We start from the raw sequence: 16843 nt of genomic DNA on the forward strand, positions 1-16843 counted from the left end.
TTTCGTTTCGTTCAGTTTTCAAAGATCAAACTTGCAGTTGCTCTCTCGAGCAGCTTTTCTATTATACATCGTCGCCCGAAGTGCGTCAACAACTTTTTTCAAAAGTTTTTAACTCACTTTACCGGAGCAACTTTTCTATTGTAACTCGTCACCCGGAGTCTGTCAACAACTTTTTTTGAAGTTATTTACACGTCCTTGTTCGGAGCAACTTTTATAATATAACACCCTGAGAATTTAAAGTCAACAACTTTTTTGAAGTTGAATCGTGTTTTCTCATCCGCCTCAAAGCGTATTTAAATACTATCAGCTTTTCCTACACAGGTCAACACCCATTTTTAGTTTTTCTCACATAAAAAAAAGAGGATCTTCATTATATAAAGACCCTCCAAAAAACTGATTAAAAAATGAATATGAAATATAGTACAAACACAAGGAAAAAGAAATACATAATAGGATGAATCTCTTTCGCTCTTCCTTTTACAATCATTGTAATCGGGTAAAAGATAAATCCGATTCCTATACCTGTTGCGATTGAGTAGGTCAACGGCATAGCAATGATTATAAAGAATGCCGGAACGGCAATCTCAAACTTCTTCCAGTCAATTCCACCGATTCCTGATACCATCAATACACCGACAATGATCAATGCTGGTGCGGTAACTGATGCTGTAATGACTCCCAGTAGTGGATAGAAGAATAGCGACAACAAGAATAATAACGCTGTTACGATATTAGCAAACCCAGTCCGAGCCCCAGCAGCGACCCCTGCGGTTGATTCAATATATGATGTAGTAGTTGATGTTCCCAGAATGGCACCGACTACAGTTGCCGATGAATCCGCCAAAAGTGCTTTGCCCGCACGTGGAAGTTTGTTATCTTTCATTAAACCAGCCTGCTGCGCAACCGCAACAAGCGTCCCTGCAGTATCAAAAAAGTCTACAAATAAAAATGTCAGTACGACAACAAGCAACTGCAAAGTAAACAAATCTCCCGGCGAATTGAAAATCGGTTCCAAAGCAGCACCGAAAGTCGGAGCGATACTTGGCACCGCACCAATAATGCCATCAGGCTTCGGAACAACGCCTACAATCATACCGATAACACCTGTGATTAAAATACCGAAGAAAATACCACCTTTGATTCCACGCGTCATCAAAATAACAGTTATAACAATACCAACGATAGCAAGAAGTACATTTCCGTCTCTTAAATTTCCCAAACCTACCAAGACAGCATCATTATTAACAATAATGCCTGCGTTTTGGAATCCGACAAAAGTGATAAATAAGCCGATACCTGCACCTACTGCAATTTTCAACTCGGCAGGTATTGAGTTAATAAGCATTTCCCGTATTCCGGTCAAGGTCAAGCAAATAAATATGAGGCCAGAGAACAACACCCCAGTCAACGCTGTTTGCCAGGGGATACCCATTGTAAGAATGACCGTATAGGCAAAGAAGGCATTCAGGCCCATCCCCGGTGCCAAGGCAATCGGATATCTTGCGATCACTCCCATCAATAGTGTACCGAGGGCTGCTGCCAAAGCTGTCGCAACGAACACGGAACCATGATCCATGCGCAAAGCATCAGGTAAATCTTTTACCGTATCCAACGCCAATGTAATAGGATTTAAAATCAGGATATAAGCCATAGATAAAAACGTCGTTAATCCGCCAATGATTTCCCGGCGGTAATTCGTACCCAATTCATCAAACTTAAAATAGTTTTTCAAAACTTTTGCCTCCAACATTAAGATCTTCTATAAATCTCTACCATTATAAAATATTTCCCCAATAACCATCATAGATGCTCCTATTTCCGCCCCACCTTTTCTAAAAAATAAAAAACGCCTTAAGCTGTAATAGCTTAAGGCGTTGACTTGAGATAAGTTAATGAGGGAATAATAACGATAAAGTAAAAATACAAAGGCGTCGCGGTGCATGCTCAGCGACAAGCCGCCGGCATTACCCTAAGATACATGAACCCGCCTTTGTTTCCCTGTCATCTCGTAGTCAAGCTATTTACGGCAGCCTGGTAGAAACTCGCGGGCCATATCCCCGCAATTATACGATTAAATCGACAAATTCGCACTTGTTCACTTTATCAGCATTATAACGGCGAGTCAATACTTTATTATTCCCACTCAATTGTGGATGGCGGCTTAGTTGTAATATCATATACGACCCGATTGACGTGGTCCACCTCAGTAACAATTCTTGAAGAGATTTTCTCCAGAACTTCCCAAGGAATCCGCGCCCAATCGGAAGTCATTCCGTCGGTCGAATGAACGGCTCTAATCCCGATCATATGGTCGTACGTTCGAGCTTCATCTTTTTTTCCAACACTTCTGATCCCGGGCAAGACGGTGAAATATTGCCATATATCCCTATCAAGGCCGGCATTTTTAATTTCTTCTCGTAAAATAAAGTCGGATTCACGAACTATTTTCAGCTTCTCTTCCGTTACTTCACCGAGTACCCTCACCCCGAGACCCGGTCCTGGGAACGGCTGACGCCAAACGATATCATCCGGCATGCCGAGCGCTGTTCCGAGTTCTCGGACTTCGTCTTTGAACAATGTATTCAGCGGCTCGATCAATTCAAATTCCATATCTTCCGGCAGTCCGCCGACATTATGATGGGATTTGATTGTTTGCGCTGTAGCAGTACCACTTTCAATAATATCCGGGTAAATTGTTCCCTGTGCAAGGAATTCGATGCCATCGAGCTTGGATGATTCATCATCAAACACATAGATAAACTCGTTACCGATAATTTTTCTCTTTTGTTCCGGATCAGAAACCCCTTTGAGCTTGGACAAAAATCTTTCCTGTGCATCCACCTTGATAACGTTCATATTGAACCTATTAGTAAATGTCTCCATGACACTTTCAGCTTCTCCTTTACGGAGCAAGCCGTGGTCCACAAAGATGCAAGTAAGCTGATCACCGATAGCCCGATGCACCAAGACTGCAACCACAGAGGAATCAACCCCGCCGCTCAATGCACAAAGAACTTTCTTGTCGCCGACTGTTTCTTGGATCTTTTTCACTTCTGCTTCAATGAAATGTTCCATTGTCCAGCTTCCTGTACAATGGCATAATCCGAACAGGAAGTTTTTCAGAAGTTCGCTACCGTGTTCGGTCTGCGCAGCTTCCGGATGAAACTGAACTCCATACATTTTCCGGTCCGTATTGCTGATCGCTGCCACCGGAACAGATTCAGTTTCCGCATCGACAACAAACCCTGCAGGGATTTCTTCGATGACATCACCGTAACTCATTAACACGTCCATTTTTGCAGACAGGCCTTTGAACAACTCAGGACCTCCGTCTTTGATTGTTAAGGATGCCTGTTCGTACGTCCTTTCTCCTTTTCTTGCCACGCGTCCATCGAATTGGGCTGCAATCAACTGCATTCCGTAGCAAATGCCCAAAATTGGAACGTCAAGGGAAAAGATGTTTTTATCAATTGTGAGAGCATCGTCCGCATGAATATGTGCAGGGCCGCCGGATAGAATAATCCCTTTCGGATTAAGCTCTTTGATTTCTTCCGCAGTAATCGTGTGCGGGTGCAGTTCACTGTAAACTCCGAGCTCTCGTATTCGTCTTGCAATCTGCTGGTTAAAATGACTGCCGAAGTCGAGAACGACGATCATTTCTTGATTGTGCAATTCAGTTTTCTCTAGCATTCCGGACCCTCCATCTTTTTTTGGAAATTTGTACTCTGGATAACTTTGCGAACGTGCTGTGCCGTACATCCTATCATACTTTTTCATCTTATCCATTTTTTTACTCATGGTCAATTCCTTGTTTTCTTAATTAAATTTTCCCATAATTCCCTACTATATTCCCACTCGGCGGATGCTTTGCCTCCGCCGTAGACAAGTTTTTCATATCGCTCTGTCAATTGGCTCATTTCTTCCGAATCAAAGTGTCTATCAATGTATGCTGCATAGCTTCGCAATGTCTGTCCGGGCTTTCGCTTTAATCCGAAGCTGTCAAATCGTTTCAGTAATGTTTCATATGCTTCGGCAAAAGCTGATTCTTCCTGCCTTTTTTTGAATTTCCATATCAAATAGCGCGGCACCCAGCGGTCTCTGCTTAGCAACAGTCCGACAGCTGTCAAACTGATTACGATGATCGCAAGACCTATGGCACCCCAGTATTTATAAAAGAACTTGGCCACTTTTAATTCTTTTACTATTACATCTTTATTGGTTTCTTCTGCTTCCGATCCTTTTTCATCCGGCTGGCTTTCAATAGATTCCGTTGATTCCTCATTGGAAGCCGAAACGGAAGTTGATCCTGTTTGCTCATCATTTATGATGGTGGTGGGGTTATTAAACCCTTTCGTCGGTTCAAACGGGACCCACCCCATTGTCGGGAAAAGAACTTCAACCCATGAATGGGCTTCATTGTTTGTTACCTCATAAACCCTGTAGTCATCCCCGGCTGATCCTTTGTACTTTCCCGGAGCATAACCCTTTACCCATCTTGCGGGAATATCCAATGACCGCAGCATGACTACCATTGACGTGGAAAAGTTATCGCAATATCCTCTTTTTGTATCAAAGAGGAATTGATCCACGTAATCTTCGTCTTTAGCAGGAATAGCCACACGGGTTTGATCATATGAAAATTCACCGGTTTGAAAGTGTTTTTCGATAGCTCGCGCCTTATCATACCAACTATCGTATTCGTCCGTCAGCTCCCTTGCCAAGTCATGGACACGCTCAGGCAAAGTTTCAGGCAGCTGGGTATACTGTTTTTTCAGTCCGGAATAGTCCTCTTCCTTAGGCAGGTCGTTTATTCCCCTCAGTTCTTTCATGCTGTATGAGGCCGGTCTGTAATAGATGGTGTACTTATTAAGCCGCGCTTCATTTCCATCAATGGTAAAAGGGCTGATTTTATCCAGATTTAAATCATATCGAAGAAATCCGGTTTTATCCTCATCTTTCTCTATAGAAAGAAAGCCATATGGCCTAACTACATGCGGGTACACGATGTCAAATTCAAACCGCGCTTCCCTTACAGGATGATTGCTTGGTGAAAGATCAATAGGATTTTTATCGCCATACTGAATTGCCGTCGGTGCCACTCTTTGGTTGGAAGTCACCCAGCCTTTTCCAGTGTATAAATCCTTCGTTTCTATTTTCCAATATTGTCTGGCAGGGGTCGTTACAGTAAAAACAACCCTATCATCATTGATGAAAGGTCCGCCTAACTGCGAATCATCAATCCCATATCCAATTTTGGAGACCCCTGTCCCTCTCATATTTTCCGCTTTCGATTCCATAAATGGCACAGGGTCAGGCCAGACTGGAGCAGCTTTAGGTGACAGATAGCCAATGACCACCCCGAAACTGACCATCGCAGCCAAAGGAACCATCCACCGCAGCATCAATTGGTATTGCCCGGACATACGCTCCTTTTCCAGCATTCTTTTAAAAAACAAGAGGCCCAGGAGAGTGAATCCAATGATGACAATCCGGACAATCGCACGGTCCGCTTTATATTCCGTAAATGTATCAAGCAATGTGATATAAAAGATGGTCATTAAATAAAAGACAAATATTTTTCTTTTGATCGTCAGCCAATACCTCAACAAATACGTAATTTGCCAAAGCAGTAGAAAAAAGAGCAGACTTCTGAACAGGGGTGTAAGGTCAAGCCAGTCTCTAGATAAGACCAAGATAGCATTAGCTCTAATTTCATTGAAAAAATGGACAAACCATGGAAACGGGCCAAGCCCACCCGCAAATATGGAAAAAAGAGCATATAGAATAAAAGCTCCTTTTACCGGCCATGTGACAAACCAAGGAGCCTGAAAAAAATTCAGACACAATGACACGACGACAAAAATGATAAAATAATGTACTTCGCTCGTCTGTGTAATTTGCTCTAGCGGCAAAAGCCACTCCCAGAGAAGAACGAAACCCAGAGTATATAAAATAAATGCGAAGCCGCGGCTGCTATTCACGCCTGCTTCACCCCCACAAATGCACTTTTCCAATTTTCCCCATCTACTATATGGACAATCACACCATTTCCGCTTGCAGTGGCCGCCATAGCCGTTTCTTCCGGCGTTAATTTTTCTTTCTTGCCCTTCACAACATAAATGACCATCAAGCCTTTTTGCCCAATCAGTTTTCCGGCCCCGTCTATCAAGGGTTTCGATATCCTGGAGGTGATGGCAGCAAAAACAGTCGGCTGCCCCGCCAAAGCTGGTTCTACAAAATGTTTTTCCAATGATAAGGAACTGTCCGGTTTTACCTTAGCCAGATGATAAAATATAGTCCTTTCCTGTCTTTCTCCGCCGCTGGAAGGGATAAACACTTTTTCTTTTCCGGGAAGAAAAAGTCCAGTTTCACCGCCATTCCTTAAGACAGTCCTGGCTGCCGATGCTGCAAATTCAACTAGAAGCTCAAATTGTTCCGCAGGCATAAGGTCCAATATAATCAGTAGATCACCGGACTCCCTCATTTCAAATTCCTTTGTCATCATTTCATTGGACCTGGCAGATGCTTTCCAATCAATCCAGGAAAAGCGGTCCCCCGGGATGTATTCCCGGATTCCCGCAACAATCGAAGCATCATTTTGCAATTTTGTTCCTGACAAGATTCCGCCCTGCTCAAGCATACTACGGAACGATTTATAGAACATTTCATCATAAGAGGGGTAGACAAGAATGCTTTGTTTGCAGGGAAACTGTTTTTCTTTTTCCAAAAGCCCCAGTGCATCTCCCGTTTTAATCCTTACACCTGTAAAAAAATGCTCTCCGCGAGAAGCATTTCTGATCGTGTACGTCGCCTTCAACCTTCTTTTAAAACCAGGAAAATACATCCGCTTGATATCATGTTGATTGAGTGAGCCTGACATGCCATCTTCGATGAGTAGAAAAAGGAGAGGAAACGGAAGCTTTCTTGTTAATATTAGAGTTACGTCAATCGAGTCGCCTGCACTGTATACTCTTGATGGAAGGATCCTTTCGGTTTGAAATTTCATGGGGTAAAAAAAGAGAAGTATTGAATACAACGCAAACGGCAAAAAGCTGAAAAACAAAAACCAGCTGACAAATCCGCCTTGAAACATAGCATAAGTAAATACAAAAGCCAGCAGAATAAACAGAATAACTAGAGAAACAGCCGGCTTCACCTTGCTTAATTTACGCAAAAACGCGGCCATTTTATTTCACAGCCCTCTTCACCGGAACGCGAATCCTTGTAAGCATCGTTTCTATGATTTTTTCTGCTGTAGCGCCTCGGTACTTCGCTTCCGAGTTTAATATCAAGCGGTGGCAAAACACATAAGGTGCCATATATTGGACATCATCAGGCAAAACAAAGTCACGCCCCGATAAAAACGCCAGAGCCTGAGATGCTTTTAATAAAGCTATCGATGCCCGGGGGCTTACTCCAAGCTGTACCTGTGGATGGGACCTTGTTTTGCTTGCAAGTTCGACGATGTACTGCTTAACTGTCTCTTCAACGAAAATATCCTTCACCTGGCGTTGCAAGTTTTTTAAATCATCCAGGGAAATCACCGGCTGCAAGTCCTCGATCGGAGGAGTTTTTTGGCTTCTTGTCAGCATTTCCACTTCTTCCTCTGGACTTGGATAACCCATCTCAAGCTTCAATAAAAAGCGGTCCAACTGCGCTTCAGGAAGCGGATACGTTCCTTCATATTCAATCGGGTTTTGAGTAGCCATCACAAAAAAAGGTTTCTCCATATTCAATGTGACACCATCAATCGTTACGCTATGCTCTTCCATTGCTTCCAGCAAGGCAGACTGAGTCTTTGGCGATGTCCGGTTAATCTCATCTGCCAAAATGATATTCCCCATGATGGGACCCGGACGGAAAGTAAATTCCATTTCTTTCGGGTTGTAGATAGAAACACCGACTACATCTGAAGGCAGTAGATCGGGGGTGAATTGAATCCTCTTGAACTCAGCATTCATTGACCTTGATAGGGCTTTGACCATCATCGTCTTTCCTACCCCGGGAACGTCTTCCAATAGCACATGGCCCTCTGCAAGCAAAGCAACGAGACAAAGTCTGACCACTTCTGTTTTTCCAATCATTACCTTTTCAATGTTTTGGATAATTTTCTTGATTTGCTGCTGGGTTATCTCGACTGTCATATCATTCACCTGCCTTATGTTCTATCAAACTCAAAGACTTTCACAAATTTTCACACAAAAATACACCAAGAGAAAGTGAACAGGGACATCCCCGTTCACTTAATAGTCATTTCCAGAAGTCGTCAAACACGTTGATTGGCAAATGCCGCTTATGCTCCGATTTCCGGAATAAAGCTTCGATGGTGTTCTTTGCTGTATCAGAAACTTGTTTTCCTTCCAAATAATCATCAATGTCATCATAAGAAACCCCAAGTGCCACTTCATCTGCGAGCATCGGGCGGTCATCTTCCAAATCAGCGGTTGGGATTTTCGTGTATAAATGCTCAGGGCAGCCAAGTTCTTCCAATAGGGCTCTTCCCTGCCTTTTATTCAGCCGGAAAATCGGCACGACGTCAGATGCTCCATCGCCATATTTCGTAAAAAATCCAGTTAAAGCTTCGGCGGCATGGTCCGTCCCCAATACGACACACCCATTCATAGCGGCAATACTGTATTGAGCCTTCATCCTTTCACGGGCCTTTTCATTCCCTTTTGTGAAATCGGAAACTTTGACTCCGGCCTTTTCCAATGAAGCTACACTTGCATCAACCGCCGGTTTGATATTCACGTCGTATGTGACGGAAGGCTGGATAAACTCAAGGGCATCGTCAACATCTTTTGAATCGCTTTGAATTCCGTACGGAAGTTTGACAGCGATGAATTTATATTTTTGTGTTTCGTTTGTTGCATTCAATTCATCCACAGCTATCTGAGCGAGCTTTCCTACAAGTGTGGAGTCCTGCCCCCCAGAAATACCGAGCACATAACCGTTAAAAATAGCATTCACTTCCATGTACTCTTTTAAAAAATCCACACTGATACGGATTTCTTCTTTCGGATCAATCTTGGGCTTCACTTTCAATTCTTCAATGATCTTCCGTTGTATATCCACGGTGGGGTGCCTCCTTCTTAAGCCTGTATGCTACCTTTTCAACTCGTCTGTTTTCTCTTTTACTGCTTCTATATTTCTCATTTTGTTATCCCAGCACTTCTGGCTCAGGTCTACAGGGTATTCCTCTGGATTGAGTATGCGCCGATATTCATCCCACAATACTCCCAGACTTTCGGCGGCATATGATTTAATCTCATCAAGCTCTGGTAGTTTATAAACCAATTCTCCGTCAACGAATATTTCATGCAGCAAGTTTTTCGCTTCAAAATTTGTAACGAACTTGCTTATAAACGTATGGACAGGATGGAACATCTTCAGTCTTTTTTCATCCTGGGGATTTTCATCCCATAATGTGATGTAATCACCCTCTGATTTATGATTTAACCGATTAATAATCCTGTAAACCTTTTTCCGGCCAGGAGTTGTGACTTTTTCTGCATTTCCTGAAATTTTGATTGTATCCTGCCATTCTCCATGCTCATCCTGAATGGCGACAATTTTATATACTGCCCCAAGTGCAGGCTGGTCGTAAGCAGTAATCAGCTTCGTCCCGACACCCCAGGAATCAATCTTCGCCCCCTGTGCTTTCAAATGAAAAATTGTGTACTCATCCAAATCACTTGATGCCACTATTTTCGTATCATGGAAGCCTGCGTCATCCAGCATCTTTCTTGCTTCTTTGGATAAAAAGGCCATGTCCCCGCTGTCGAGCCTGATTCCCGCAAAATTGATCCGGTCGCCCATTTCTTTCGCCACTTTGATTGCGGCAGGTACACCTGAACGCAGCGTGTCATATGTATCTACAAGGAAAACACAATCATAATGGCTTTCTGCATATTTTTTGAACGACGTATAGTCATCTTTGTAAGCTTGGACAAGTGCATGCGCATGTGTTCCGGCTACAGGCATGCCGAACAACTTGCCTGCCCTGACGTTACTTGTTCCATCAAAGCCCCCGATATATGCAGCGCGCGTTCCCCATAAAGCCGCGTCCATTTCCTGCGCTCGCCTTGTTCCAAATTCAAGTGCTGCCCCATCTCCGACAACCTCTCTGATTCGGGAAGCCTTCGTTGCTATCAAAGTCTGGTAATTGACGATATTTAAAAGTGCCGTTTCTATCAGCTGTGCTTCAGCAAGCGGAGCTTCAATTTGCATAATTGGTTCGTTGCCGAAAACAATCTCGCCTTCACGCATGGCACGGACCGTTCCGGAAAAACGCATGTTTGCCAGATAATCGATGAATCCATTGTCGTATTCAAGCTCCTCGCGTAAATACTTAATATCATTGTCGGTAAAACGAAGCTCGCTCAAATAGCGAATAGCTCGTTCCAGGCCCGCAAATATAGCATATCCATTTTTAAAAGGCATCTTCCTGAAGTACAGGTCAAAGACCGCTTTTCGGTCATGTATTCCATCCTGCCAATACGTTTTGGCCATGTTAATTTGATATAAGTCAGTATGCAGCATCAAGCTGTCATCTGGATGTTGATATTTCATTTGTTGTCCACTCCTTCTTTACACGACCTTGGCACCGAGCGTATTTGTAAAATGCATCAACGCCCAGTCATGTCCGGCTTCATTAAAGCTTGCCACTGTGTCTTTATGTATGACGATTTGAAATCCTTTATTATAGGCATCCACTGCCGTGTGCAAAATACAAATGTCCGTACACACGCCGCATATATGCACTTCCTCAATGCCCCGTTCCCTGAGCTTAATTTCCAGGTCTGTTCCAGCAAATGCACTGTACCTTGTTTTATCCATATAATGCACATTCATATCGTCTTTATGTTGTTCATATAAATCTTTCAGTGATCCATAAAAATCGCGGCCGGATGTCCCTTCTATGTTATGTGGGGGAAATAGCTTTGTTTCCGGGTGCAGCGTGTCACCCTCAATATGCTTATCAACAGCAAAAACAACAAAGTCGCCATCTTCAAAAAATTGTTTCGTCAATCGGACAATCGCCTGCTCAATCTCCTGTCCTGGCTTTCCGCAGGTGAGTTTCCCGTCTTCAGCAACAAAATCATATGTATAGTCGACATTTAACAATGCTTTTTTCATATTAAAACCTCCAAGGAAATTTTTATGGTTTTTGAATATGCTTTAAGCCTTCTCTTTTTGCCAAGCTCGATAACTCATTCGATTCTATGAATTGAGTTACCGCGTCGGGGCTTGTTTTTGAATATTCCCTTAAGACCCAGCCAATCGCTTTCTGGATGAAAAATTCATCGATATGCTTTGTCCGCTCAATAATGGAAAACAGTAACTCATCGTTGGTCCGTTCCTTATATTTTAGTTGAAAGAGAATCATCGTTCTCTTCAGCCAAATATTTTCCGAATTGAGCCACTCTTCTCCCCGTTTTTCAATCAACTCCGGATGCTTTGAAAAAATTGTACCTGCCAAATGGCTTGCAATCGCATCGACAGTGTCCCACCATGACTTTGTTACGATTAAATATTTGATAAAATCAATATGGCTTTCATCAAGGTTCTTTTTCTTTTTTACAAGAAAGTCAATTGCTACGTATTGATATTCCCTTTCGGGCAATTCCCATAGTTCTTTAACATACGATTCGTAGTCATCAACTGCATTAAGTTCTATTATAAAATCCTTTGAAAGACTTTTGCGCTCCGGAGCCTTAATACCAAGAAAAGGGAACAAGTCTTTCATATATTTTTTCATGGCAGCAGCTTTTTCAGCATCGCGGTTTTCCTCCATCTGCCCTATGAATGAAATTAATAACTGTCTCTCATCCATTGTTATCGTTATGTCCCTCCTTCCTTAGTCCAAGACTTTCAGCCCTACCGCTCCAGCAATAATACAAGTCAAAAAAAGCATACGCTTCCAGCCCGCAGATTCTTTAAAAAACAAGATTCCCATTAACACCGCTCCTGCAGCACCTAATCCTGTCCAAATAGCATAAGCCGTTCCAAGCTGGATCTCCCTCATGGCTAATGACAGGAAATAAAAGCCGAATCCGAATGTGATAACCATGATGAATAGCCATGTGAAAGACTTTTTTTGATTATAAATATTTATCGTCATAACACCGAATATTTCACCAAGACTTGCAACGATAAGATAAACCCACGCCATCTCATCGGCCCCCTATCGATGATGCCTTCGCGTTTTCTTCCGGCAGACCATCAGTTGTTATTTTGATCCCAACCACGCCAATGATAATGAGCGCGATAAATAGCACCTTGGAAAACGAAAAATCTGCTCCAAAAAACAAAAAATCTATAAGAACAATCGCCGCCGCGCCGGAACCTGTAAAAACTGCGTACACTGTACCTGCAGGCAATTTTTCACATGCTTTGATAATAAAAAAGAAGCTGAATATAATTGCAACGATGGTACCAAGCCACTCCCATAGAGTTTCAGAATACCTTAGACCAATTACCCAGAACACCTCAACAATAGCCGCAAAAAGAACATACGTCCAGGCCATCTTATTCCCCTTTCATCATTTGCTTCCAATTAATATATTATCATAGAAGCTGTTCCTGTGTTATGTTAACGCCTATGTGTATAATATAGATAGAATGCTGAAATGGAGGGGTTGTTGATGTCCGAACATAGAAAAGGTCAAACAAACATCATTGTCAGCCATAAGGAAAGGATGCCACGAGAAAAAGCAGCCGCGATGCTGGAGACGATTGCCTTGAAATTGAAGGAGGAAGGATCGTTTTCCCTTCATCAAGGGGAGCAATCCCATAAGGTCGAGCCGACTGAAAATGTGAAAGTGGAAATTGAGCTTAAGGAAAGAAACGGGAAGTACGAGTTTGAATTTGAGCTGATGTGGAAGGAAGAGGACGAAAGCCAGAAATTAATCATCGATTGAGACAATGCCCTGCATTGCTCAATCGTAATTGTTCGTTAAATACCGCTAAAGCTCATCATAGTTTGCCGATACGTCTGCTGATGGCAATAAAACCTCGACAGTTGTCCCTTTTCCGATTTCGCTGGTAAATCGAATGCTGCCCTGATGATTTCTTATAATTTGGCGGCTGATCATAATTCCTAGCCCTGCCCCATTTTCTTTGTTCGAATAATTCGGGATACCGAGGCGATCCAATTTCTCAGGGGAAATTCCTTTGCCTCCATCTTTTATTTTAATTGAGACGAATCCAGCTACGGAAGCCACTGAAATATATATTTTCCCGCCTGAAGACGGCATAGATTGAACTGCGTTTTTTACCAAATTCAAGAGAGCTTGTCTAATCTGGACAGGCGAACCGAAGACCGGGGGAATAGTCATTCCCAATGTTATGAAAATTTCAATCTTATTTTGTGCTGCTTCCTGGCTAATTGTATCAAAGATATCATTTACAATTTCATTTATATCTACCATTGCAAAATCGAACTTTGGATAAGGCTGGGCAAGCATTAAAAATTCACTTATGATGGATTCGATTTTTTCCGTTTCCTGAAGGATGATTTGTTCATACGGATTTGCTTTGTCCTGGCTCATCAACTGTAGGAAACCTTTAATCGTTGTCAATGGGTTTCTGATTTCGTGTGCGAATGCCGCCGCAATCTCCCCAAGCAGGTCCATCTGGATTGAGTTTAATTCAAATAATTCTCTTTTTTTCCAGTAAGAGACATCACGGGTGAAGCTAATTTTCTTGGTTACAATCCCATCCGAATTAATGATAGGAATTATTGTTGTCCTGAACCATCTGTCTTTTTCTCCCTTGACTCTATACTCAAATTCGGAAGGGAACATAGATGCAGAAACAAACATTTGAAACAGCTTATCCGCATCTTCAGGGTAAAGTTTTTTTCTAATGATTGAAGGGTTTTTGTGAACTGCCTCAACACTTAAGCCTAAGTACGTAGGAAACGAGGAACTAAGATAAAGAATTTCTCTGTGAGCGACGTCGAATAAACCGACAAGGTCACCTGTTTGGTCTGTAAGATCAATAGCAAAATTGTTATCCCCCGGGGCAGAGTTTATTTCATCTTCCTTGTTTCTATACTCGTTCGCAACCATTCAAATCCCTTCCTTTTGGAAATCTTTCTTTCTCTCATTCTAGCAGAAGAAGGAAGGTATTTTAACAGAAAATGTTTTTAATCTAGGTAAAAAGAACGTGCATTCACAATTTTTTAACAATAGGAACTATTGACTATCTAGTTTTTACCCAAAATTGGGTTGAAATATCGGAGGTAAGCAATGATTAAAACAATTTTTGGAACCCATGATGACAATACCATAAGACAATTTCATAACTGTTTAAAAACCGGACAGGTTGCTGGTGGAGTCCTCTGTGCCGACGGCCACTACGGATACAGCCAGCCTGTGGGAGGTGTTGTTGTATACGACGGCCAGGTATCTCCGTCAGGGGTCGGATACGATATTGCCTGCGGAAACAAGGCAGTCCGCACAAATTTAAAGTATGAGCAGGTTAAAGATAAGATTCCTTCCATCATGGATGAAATCGCAAATAGGATCTCCTTCGGTATCGGACGGAAAAACAATGAAAAGGTAGATCACGAGCTTTATGACGATCCAGACTGGAACGTATTGATGGATATTGGCCAGCAGGAACACGATAAATTAAAAAAGCTTGCCAGAGATCAGCTTGGAACAGTTGGCGCCGGAAATCACTTTGTCGACCTGTTCGTGGAAGAGAAAACGGGAGATATATGGGCGGCCAATCATTTCGGGAGCCGTGGGTTTGGGCATAGAACGGCAAGCGGCTTTCTCAATTTGGCAAATGGACGGGGCTTTTCTGACAAGGCACCCGGAGAAAGCATGGAACAGCCGCCGACATTGATTGACTTGGACACCGAATTGGGAGATATGTATATGCGTGCCATGACGCTCGCCGGACGCTACGCCTATGCAGGAAGGGATTATGTCATGGATCAAGTGCTGGACATCTTGGGTGCTGAGGCAACATATGAAGTTCATAATCATCATAACTATGCCTGGAAAGAAACCCACTCCGGAAAAGATTATATGGTCGTAAGAAAGGGCGCGACCCCCTCGGCCCCAGGCCAGCAGGGATTCATCGGCGGAAGCATGGGCGACATCTCCGTCATTGTGGAAGGTAAAAATTCTGACGAAAATAAGAAAGCTTTTTACAGCACAGTTCATGGGGCCGGACGAATCATGAGCCGTACAGAAGCTGCCGGGAGAATGAATTGGAAAAAGCGCACGCGTTCCGGCGGTAAAATTTCCCAGAAGCAGATGAACGATGCTGTCCAGCAATACGGTGTCGTTTTGCGCGGCGGCGGAACAGACGAAAGCCCATTCGTTTACCGAAAGCTTGAATCCGTTCTCGAAGCCCATAAGGATACCATTGATATTTTACATGTTCTCAAACCGATTGGCGTTAGTATGGCGGGTGCAAATGAATTTGATCCGTATAAGGATTGACTATACATACGAAAAGGCAGGAGCTCGTGAGCTTCTGCCTTTTTGTTTGCGTCATCCTTTATCGGTAGAGCATTTTTATATTTAAGTGAAATAACTTAGGCCTTCCGCCTTGACTCTACTCTTCGTTTTCGAATAATATCCTTATAAATTTTAGTTAAGCCCCGTAGACCCAATCTCCCCTAATGGGAACCGGAACTTTTTCATCGATCGAATACATATTGTGTCAATATTTTCGCCCCAATAGGAATAACTTCTTCATTAAACTTAAATTTGGGATGATGCAGGTCAAAGGATTCCTCATTTTCCTCAAGGACACCCAAGCGGAAATAGCAGCTCGGCACTTTTTCTGCAAAAAAGCCAAAATCATCGGATCCCATTGAGACACTGTTCAGTTCCTTTACTTGATTTTCTCCGAGGACTGCTTTGGCAGCTTTGTCCACCTTATCAGTAGTGATTGGATCATTTATTATTGCCGGCAACCCCCGACGATAATCCACTATCGCTTTTCCGCCAAAATCCTTTGCTATATTTTCGACAAATGCTGGAAACTCAACCCCAAGTCTATCTCTTGTATCCTTTGAAATGGAACGTATCGTCCCTTCTAAAATCACCTGATCTGCAATTACATTCTTTGCTGTACCGCCATGCATTTGTCCTACATGAATGACCAGCGGATCCACCGGATCTTTCCACTTGGAAGTAAAATACTCTAGGGAATCGATGATTTCCGAAGCAATAGAGATGGCGTCGGTTCCTTCGTGGGGTCTTGCTGCGTGGCCGCTCTTTCCTTTTACTTCAATTTTGAAATCGTCCGAAGCTGCCGTGATTTCTCCTGTTTTAATTCCTACAGTTCCCAAGGGCAACTTAGGCCACAAATGCAAAGCAACCATATTATTTATCTCCGGCTGCAAGAGGACTCCCGCTTTGATCATTTTCTCTGCGGCACCCAGCGCTTCTTCCCCAGGTTGAAAAATGCACCTGACCATTCCTTTTAAAAATGATTTGAATTTCCAAATATGATACACTGCTCCAAGCAGTATCGTTGTATGCCCGTCATGTCCACAGGCATGCATGATACCCTTGTTTTTTGATGAAAATTCAACCCCGCTCTCTTCTGTGACAGGCAAGGCATCAATATCTGCTCTAAGAGATATGTTTGGACCATCCCCGGCTTCTCCGGTAATATCAACAACAACCCCCGTATCACAAATAACCTTGAACGGAATGCCCCACTTTTTTAAACAATCCTGAATATAGCGGCTTGTCTCATACTCCTTGAAGGACAATTCCGGATATTGATGAAGATGTTTTCTAATGTTAAATAACTGCTCATTCAATGCATCGTCCCATTTCCAATTATTAAATTCCTCCATGTTGTC

At 42.8% G+C, this 16843-nt stretch carries 15 protein-coding genes and 1 riboswitch; of the genes, 2 read left to right on the forward strand and 13 right to left on the reverse strand.

Features of this window, described 5'->3' with window-relative positions; all coding sequences use genetic code 11:
- Nucleotides 1–397 precede the first annotated feature (397 nt).
- From D4T97_RS18380 to D4T97_RS18430, 11 genes are all read right to left on the reverse strand, one after another.
- Nucleotides 398–1732: an NCS2 family permease gene (locus D4T97_RS18380; RefSeq protein ID WP_164525637.1), complete on the reverse strand. Its 1335-nt coding sequence runs from the start codon at nucleotides 1730–1732 to the stop codon at nucleotides 398–400.
- 257 nt (nucleotides 1733–1989) lie between these two features.
- Nucleotides 1990–2091, reverse strand: a riboswitch (purine riboswitch).
- Between the two features lie 42 nt (nucleotides 2092–2133).
- Entirely contained in the window at nucleotides 2134–3690 is a 1557-nt protein-coding gene (gene guaA / locus D4T97_RS18385) for a glutamine-hydrolyzing GMP synthase (protein WP_126052304.1), read from the reverse strand.
- Nucleotides 3691–3800: 110 nt separating this feature from the next.
- Nucleotides 3801–6014, reverse strand: a complete 2214-nt coding sequence (locus tag D4T97_RS18390; protein WP_206435590.1) for a transglutaminase TgpA family protein — start codon at nucleotides 6012–6014, stop codon at nucleotides 3801–3803.
- On the reverse strand, nucleotides 5978–7186 hold the full coding sequence (locus tag D4T97_RS18395; RefSeq protein WP_126052234.1) for a DUF58 domain-containing protein: 1209 nt from the start codon (nucleotides 7184–7186) through the stop codon (nucleotides 5978–5980). Before D4T97_RS18395 ends, D4T97_RS18390 begins: the two co-directional genes overlap by 37 nt.
- A gap of 1 nt (nucleotide 7187) precedes the next feature.
- Nucleotides 7188–8144, reverse strand: a complete 957-nt coding sequence (locus tag D4T97_RS18400; RefSeq protein WP_126052235.1) for an AAA family ATPase — start codon at nucleotides 8142–8144, stop codon at nucleotides 7188–7190.
- Nucleotides 8145–8250: 106 nt separating this feature from the next.
- On the reverse strand, nucleotides 8251–9075 hold the full coding sequence (gene nadE / locus D4T97_RS18405) for an ammonia-dependent NAD(+) synthetase (protein ID WP_126052236.1): 825 nt from the start codon (nucleotides 9073–9075) through the stop codon (nucleotides 8251–8253).
- 30 nt (nucleotides 9076–9105) lie between these two features.
- A complete protein-coding gene (locus D4T97_RS18410) occupies nucleotides 9106–10572 on the reverse strand; it encodes a nicotinate phosphoribosyltransferase (protein ID WP_126052237.1) in 1467 nt (488 codons plus the stop codon).
- Between the two features lie 18 nt (nucleotides 10573–10590).
- On the reverse strand, nucleotides 10591–11139 hold the full coding sequence (locus D4T97_RS18415; RefSeq protein WP_126052238.1) for a cysteine hydrolase family protein: 549 nt from the start codon (nucleotides 11137–11139) through the stop codon (nucleotides 10591–10593).
- Nucleotides 11140–11161: 22 nt separating this feature from the next.
- A complete protein-coding gene (locus D4T97_RS18420; RefSeq protein ID WP_126052239.1) occupies nucleotides 11162–11836 on the reverse strand; it encodes a DNA alkylation repair protein in 675 nt (224 codons plus the stop codon).
- A 24-nt stretch (nucleotides 11837–11860) separates the two neighbouring features.
- Complete coding sequence (locus tag D4T97_RS18425; RefSeq protein ID WP_126052240.1) at nucleotides 11861–12175, reverse strand: DMT family transporter; 315 nt, start codon at nucleotides 12173–12175, stop codon at nucleotides 11861–11863.
- Nucleotide 12176: 1 nt separating this feature from the next.
- The gene (locus D4T97_RS18430; protein WP_126052241.1) at nucleotides 12177–12530 is read right to left on the reverse strand and encodes a DMT family transporter; all 354 of its coding nucleotides are present in this window, start codon (nucleotides 12528–12530) and stop codon (nucleotides 12177–12179) included.
- A gap of 117 nt (nucleotides 12531–12647) precedes the next feature.
- Between D4T97_RS18430 and D4T97_RS18435 the strand changes: the two genes are divergently transcribed.
- Nucleotides 12648–12923 (forward strand): amphi-Trp domain-containing protein, encoded by a 276-nt coding sequence (locus D4T97_RS18435; RefSeq protein ID WP_164525638.1) that lies wholly within the window; start codon nucleotides 12648–12650, stop codon nucleotides 12921–12923.
- 45 nt (nucleotides 12924–12968) lie between these two features.
- Here D4T97_RS18435 and D4T97_RS18440 read toward each other — a convergent pair whose 3' ends face one another.
- Nucleotides 12969–14075 (reverse strand): sensor histidine kinase, encoded by a 1107-nt coding sequence (locus D4T97_RS18440; protein ID WP_126052243.1) that lies wholly within the window; start codon nucleotides 14073–14075, stop codon nucleotides 12969–12971.
- 180 nt (nucleotides 14076–14255) lie between these two features.
- Between D4T97_RS18440 and D4T97_RS18445 the strand changes: the two genes are divergently transcribed.
- The gene (locus D4T97_RS18445; RefSeq protein ID WP_126052244.1) at nucleotides 14256–15464 is read left to right on the forward strand and encodes an RtcB family protein; all 1209 of its coding nucleotides are present in this window, start codon (nucleotides 14256–14258) and stop codon (nucleotides 15462–15464) included.
- A gap of 200 nt (nucleotides 15465–15664) precedes the next feature.
- Here D4T97_RS18445 and D4T97_RS18450 read toward each other — a convergent pair whose 3' ends face one another.
- Entirely contained in the window at nucleotides 15665–16837 is a 1173-nt protein-coding gene (locus D4T97_RS18450) for a M20 metallopeptidase family protein (protein WP_126052245.1), read from the reverse strand.
- Nucleotides 16838–16843 lie beyond the last annotated feature (6 nt).

This window comes from Siminovitchia acidinfaciens (assembly GCF_003605385.1).
Taxonomy (GTDB): Bacteria; Bacillota; Bacilli; order Bacillales; family Bacillaceae_C; genus Siminovitchia; species Siminovitchia acidinfaciens.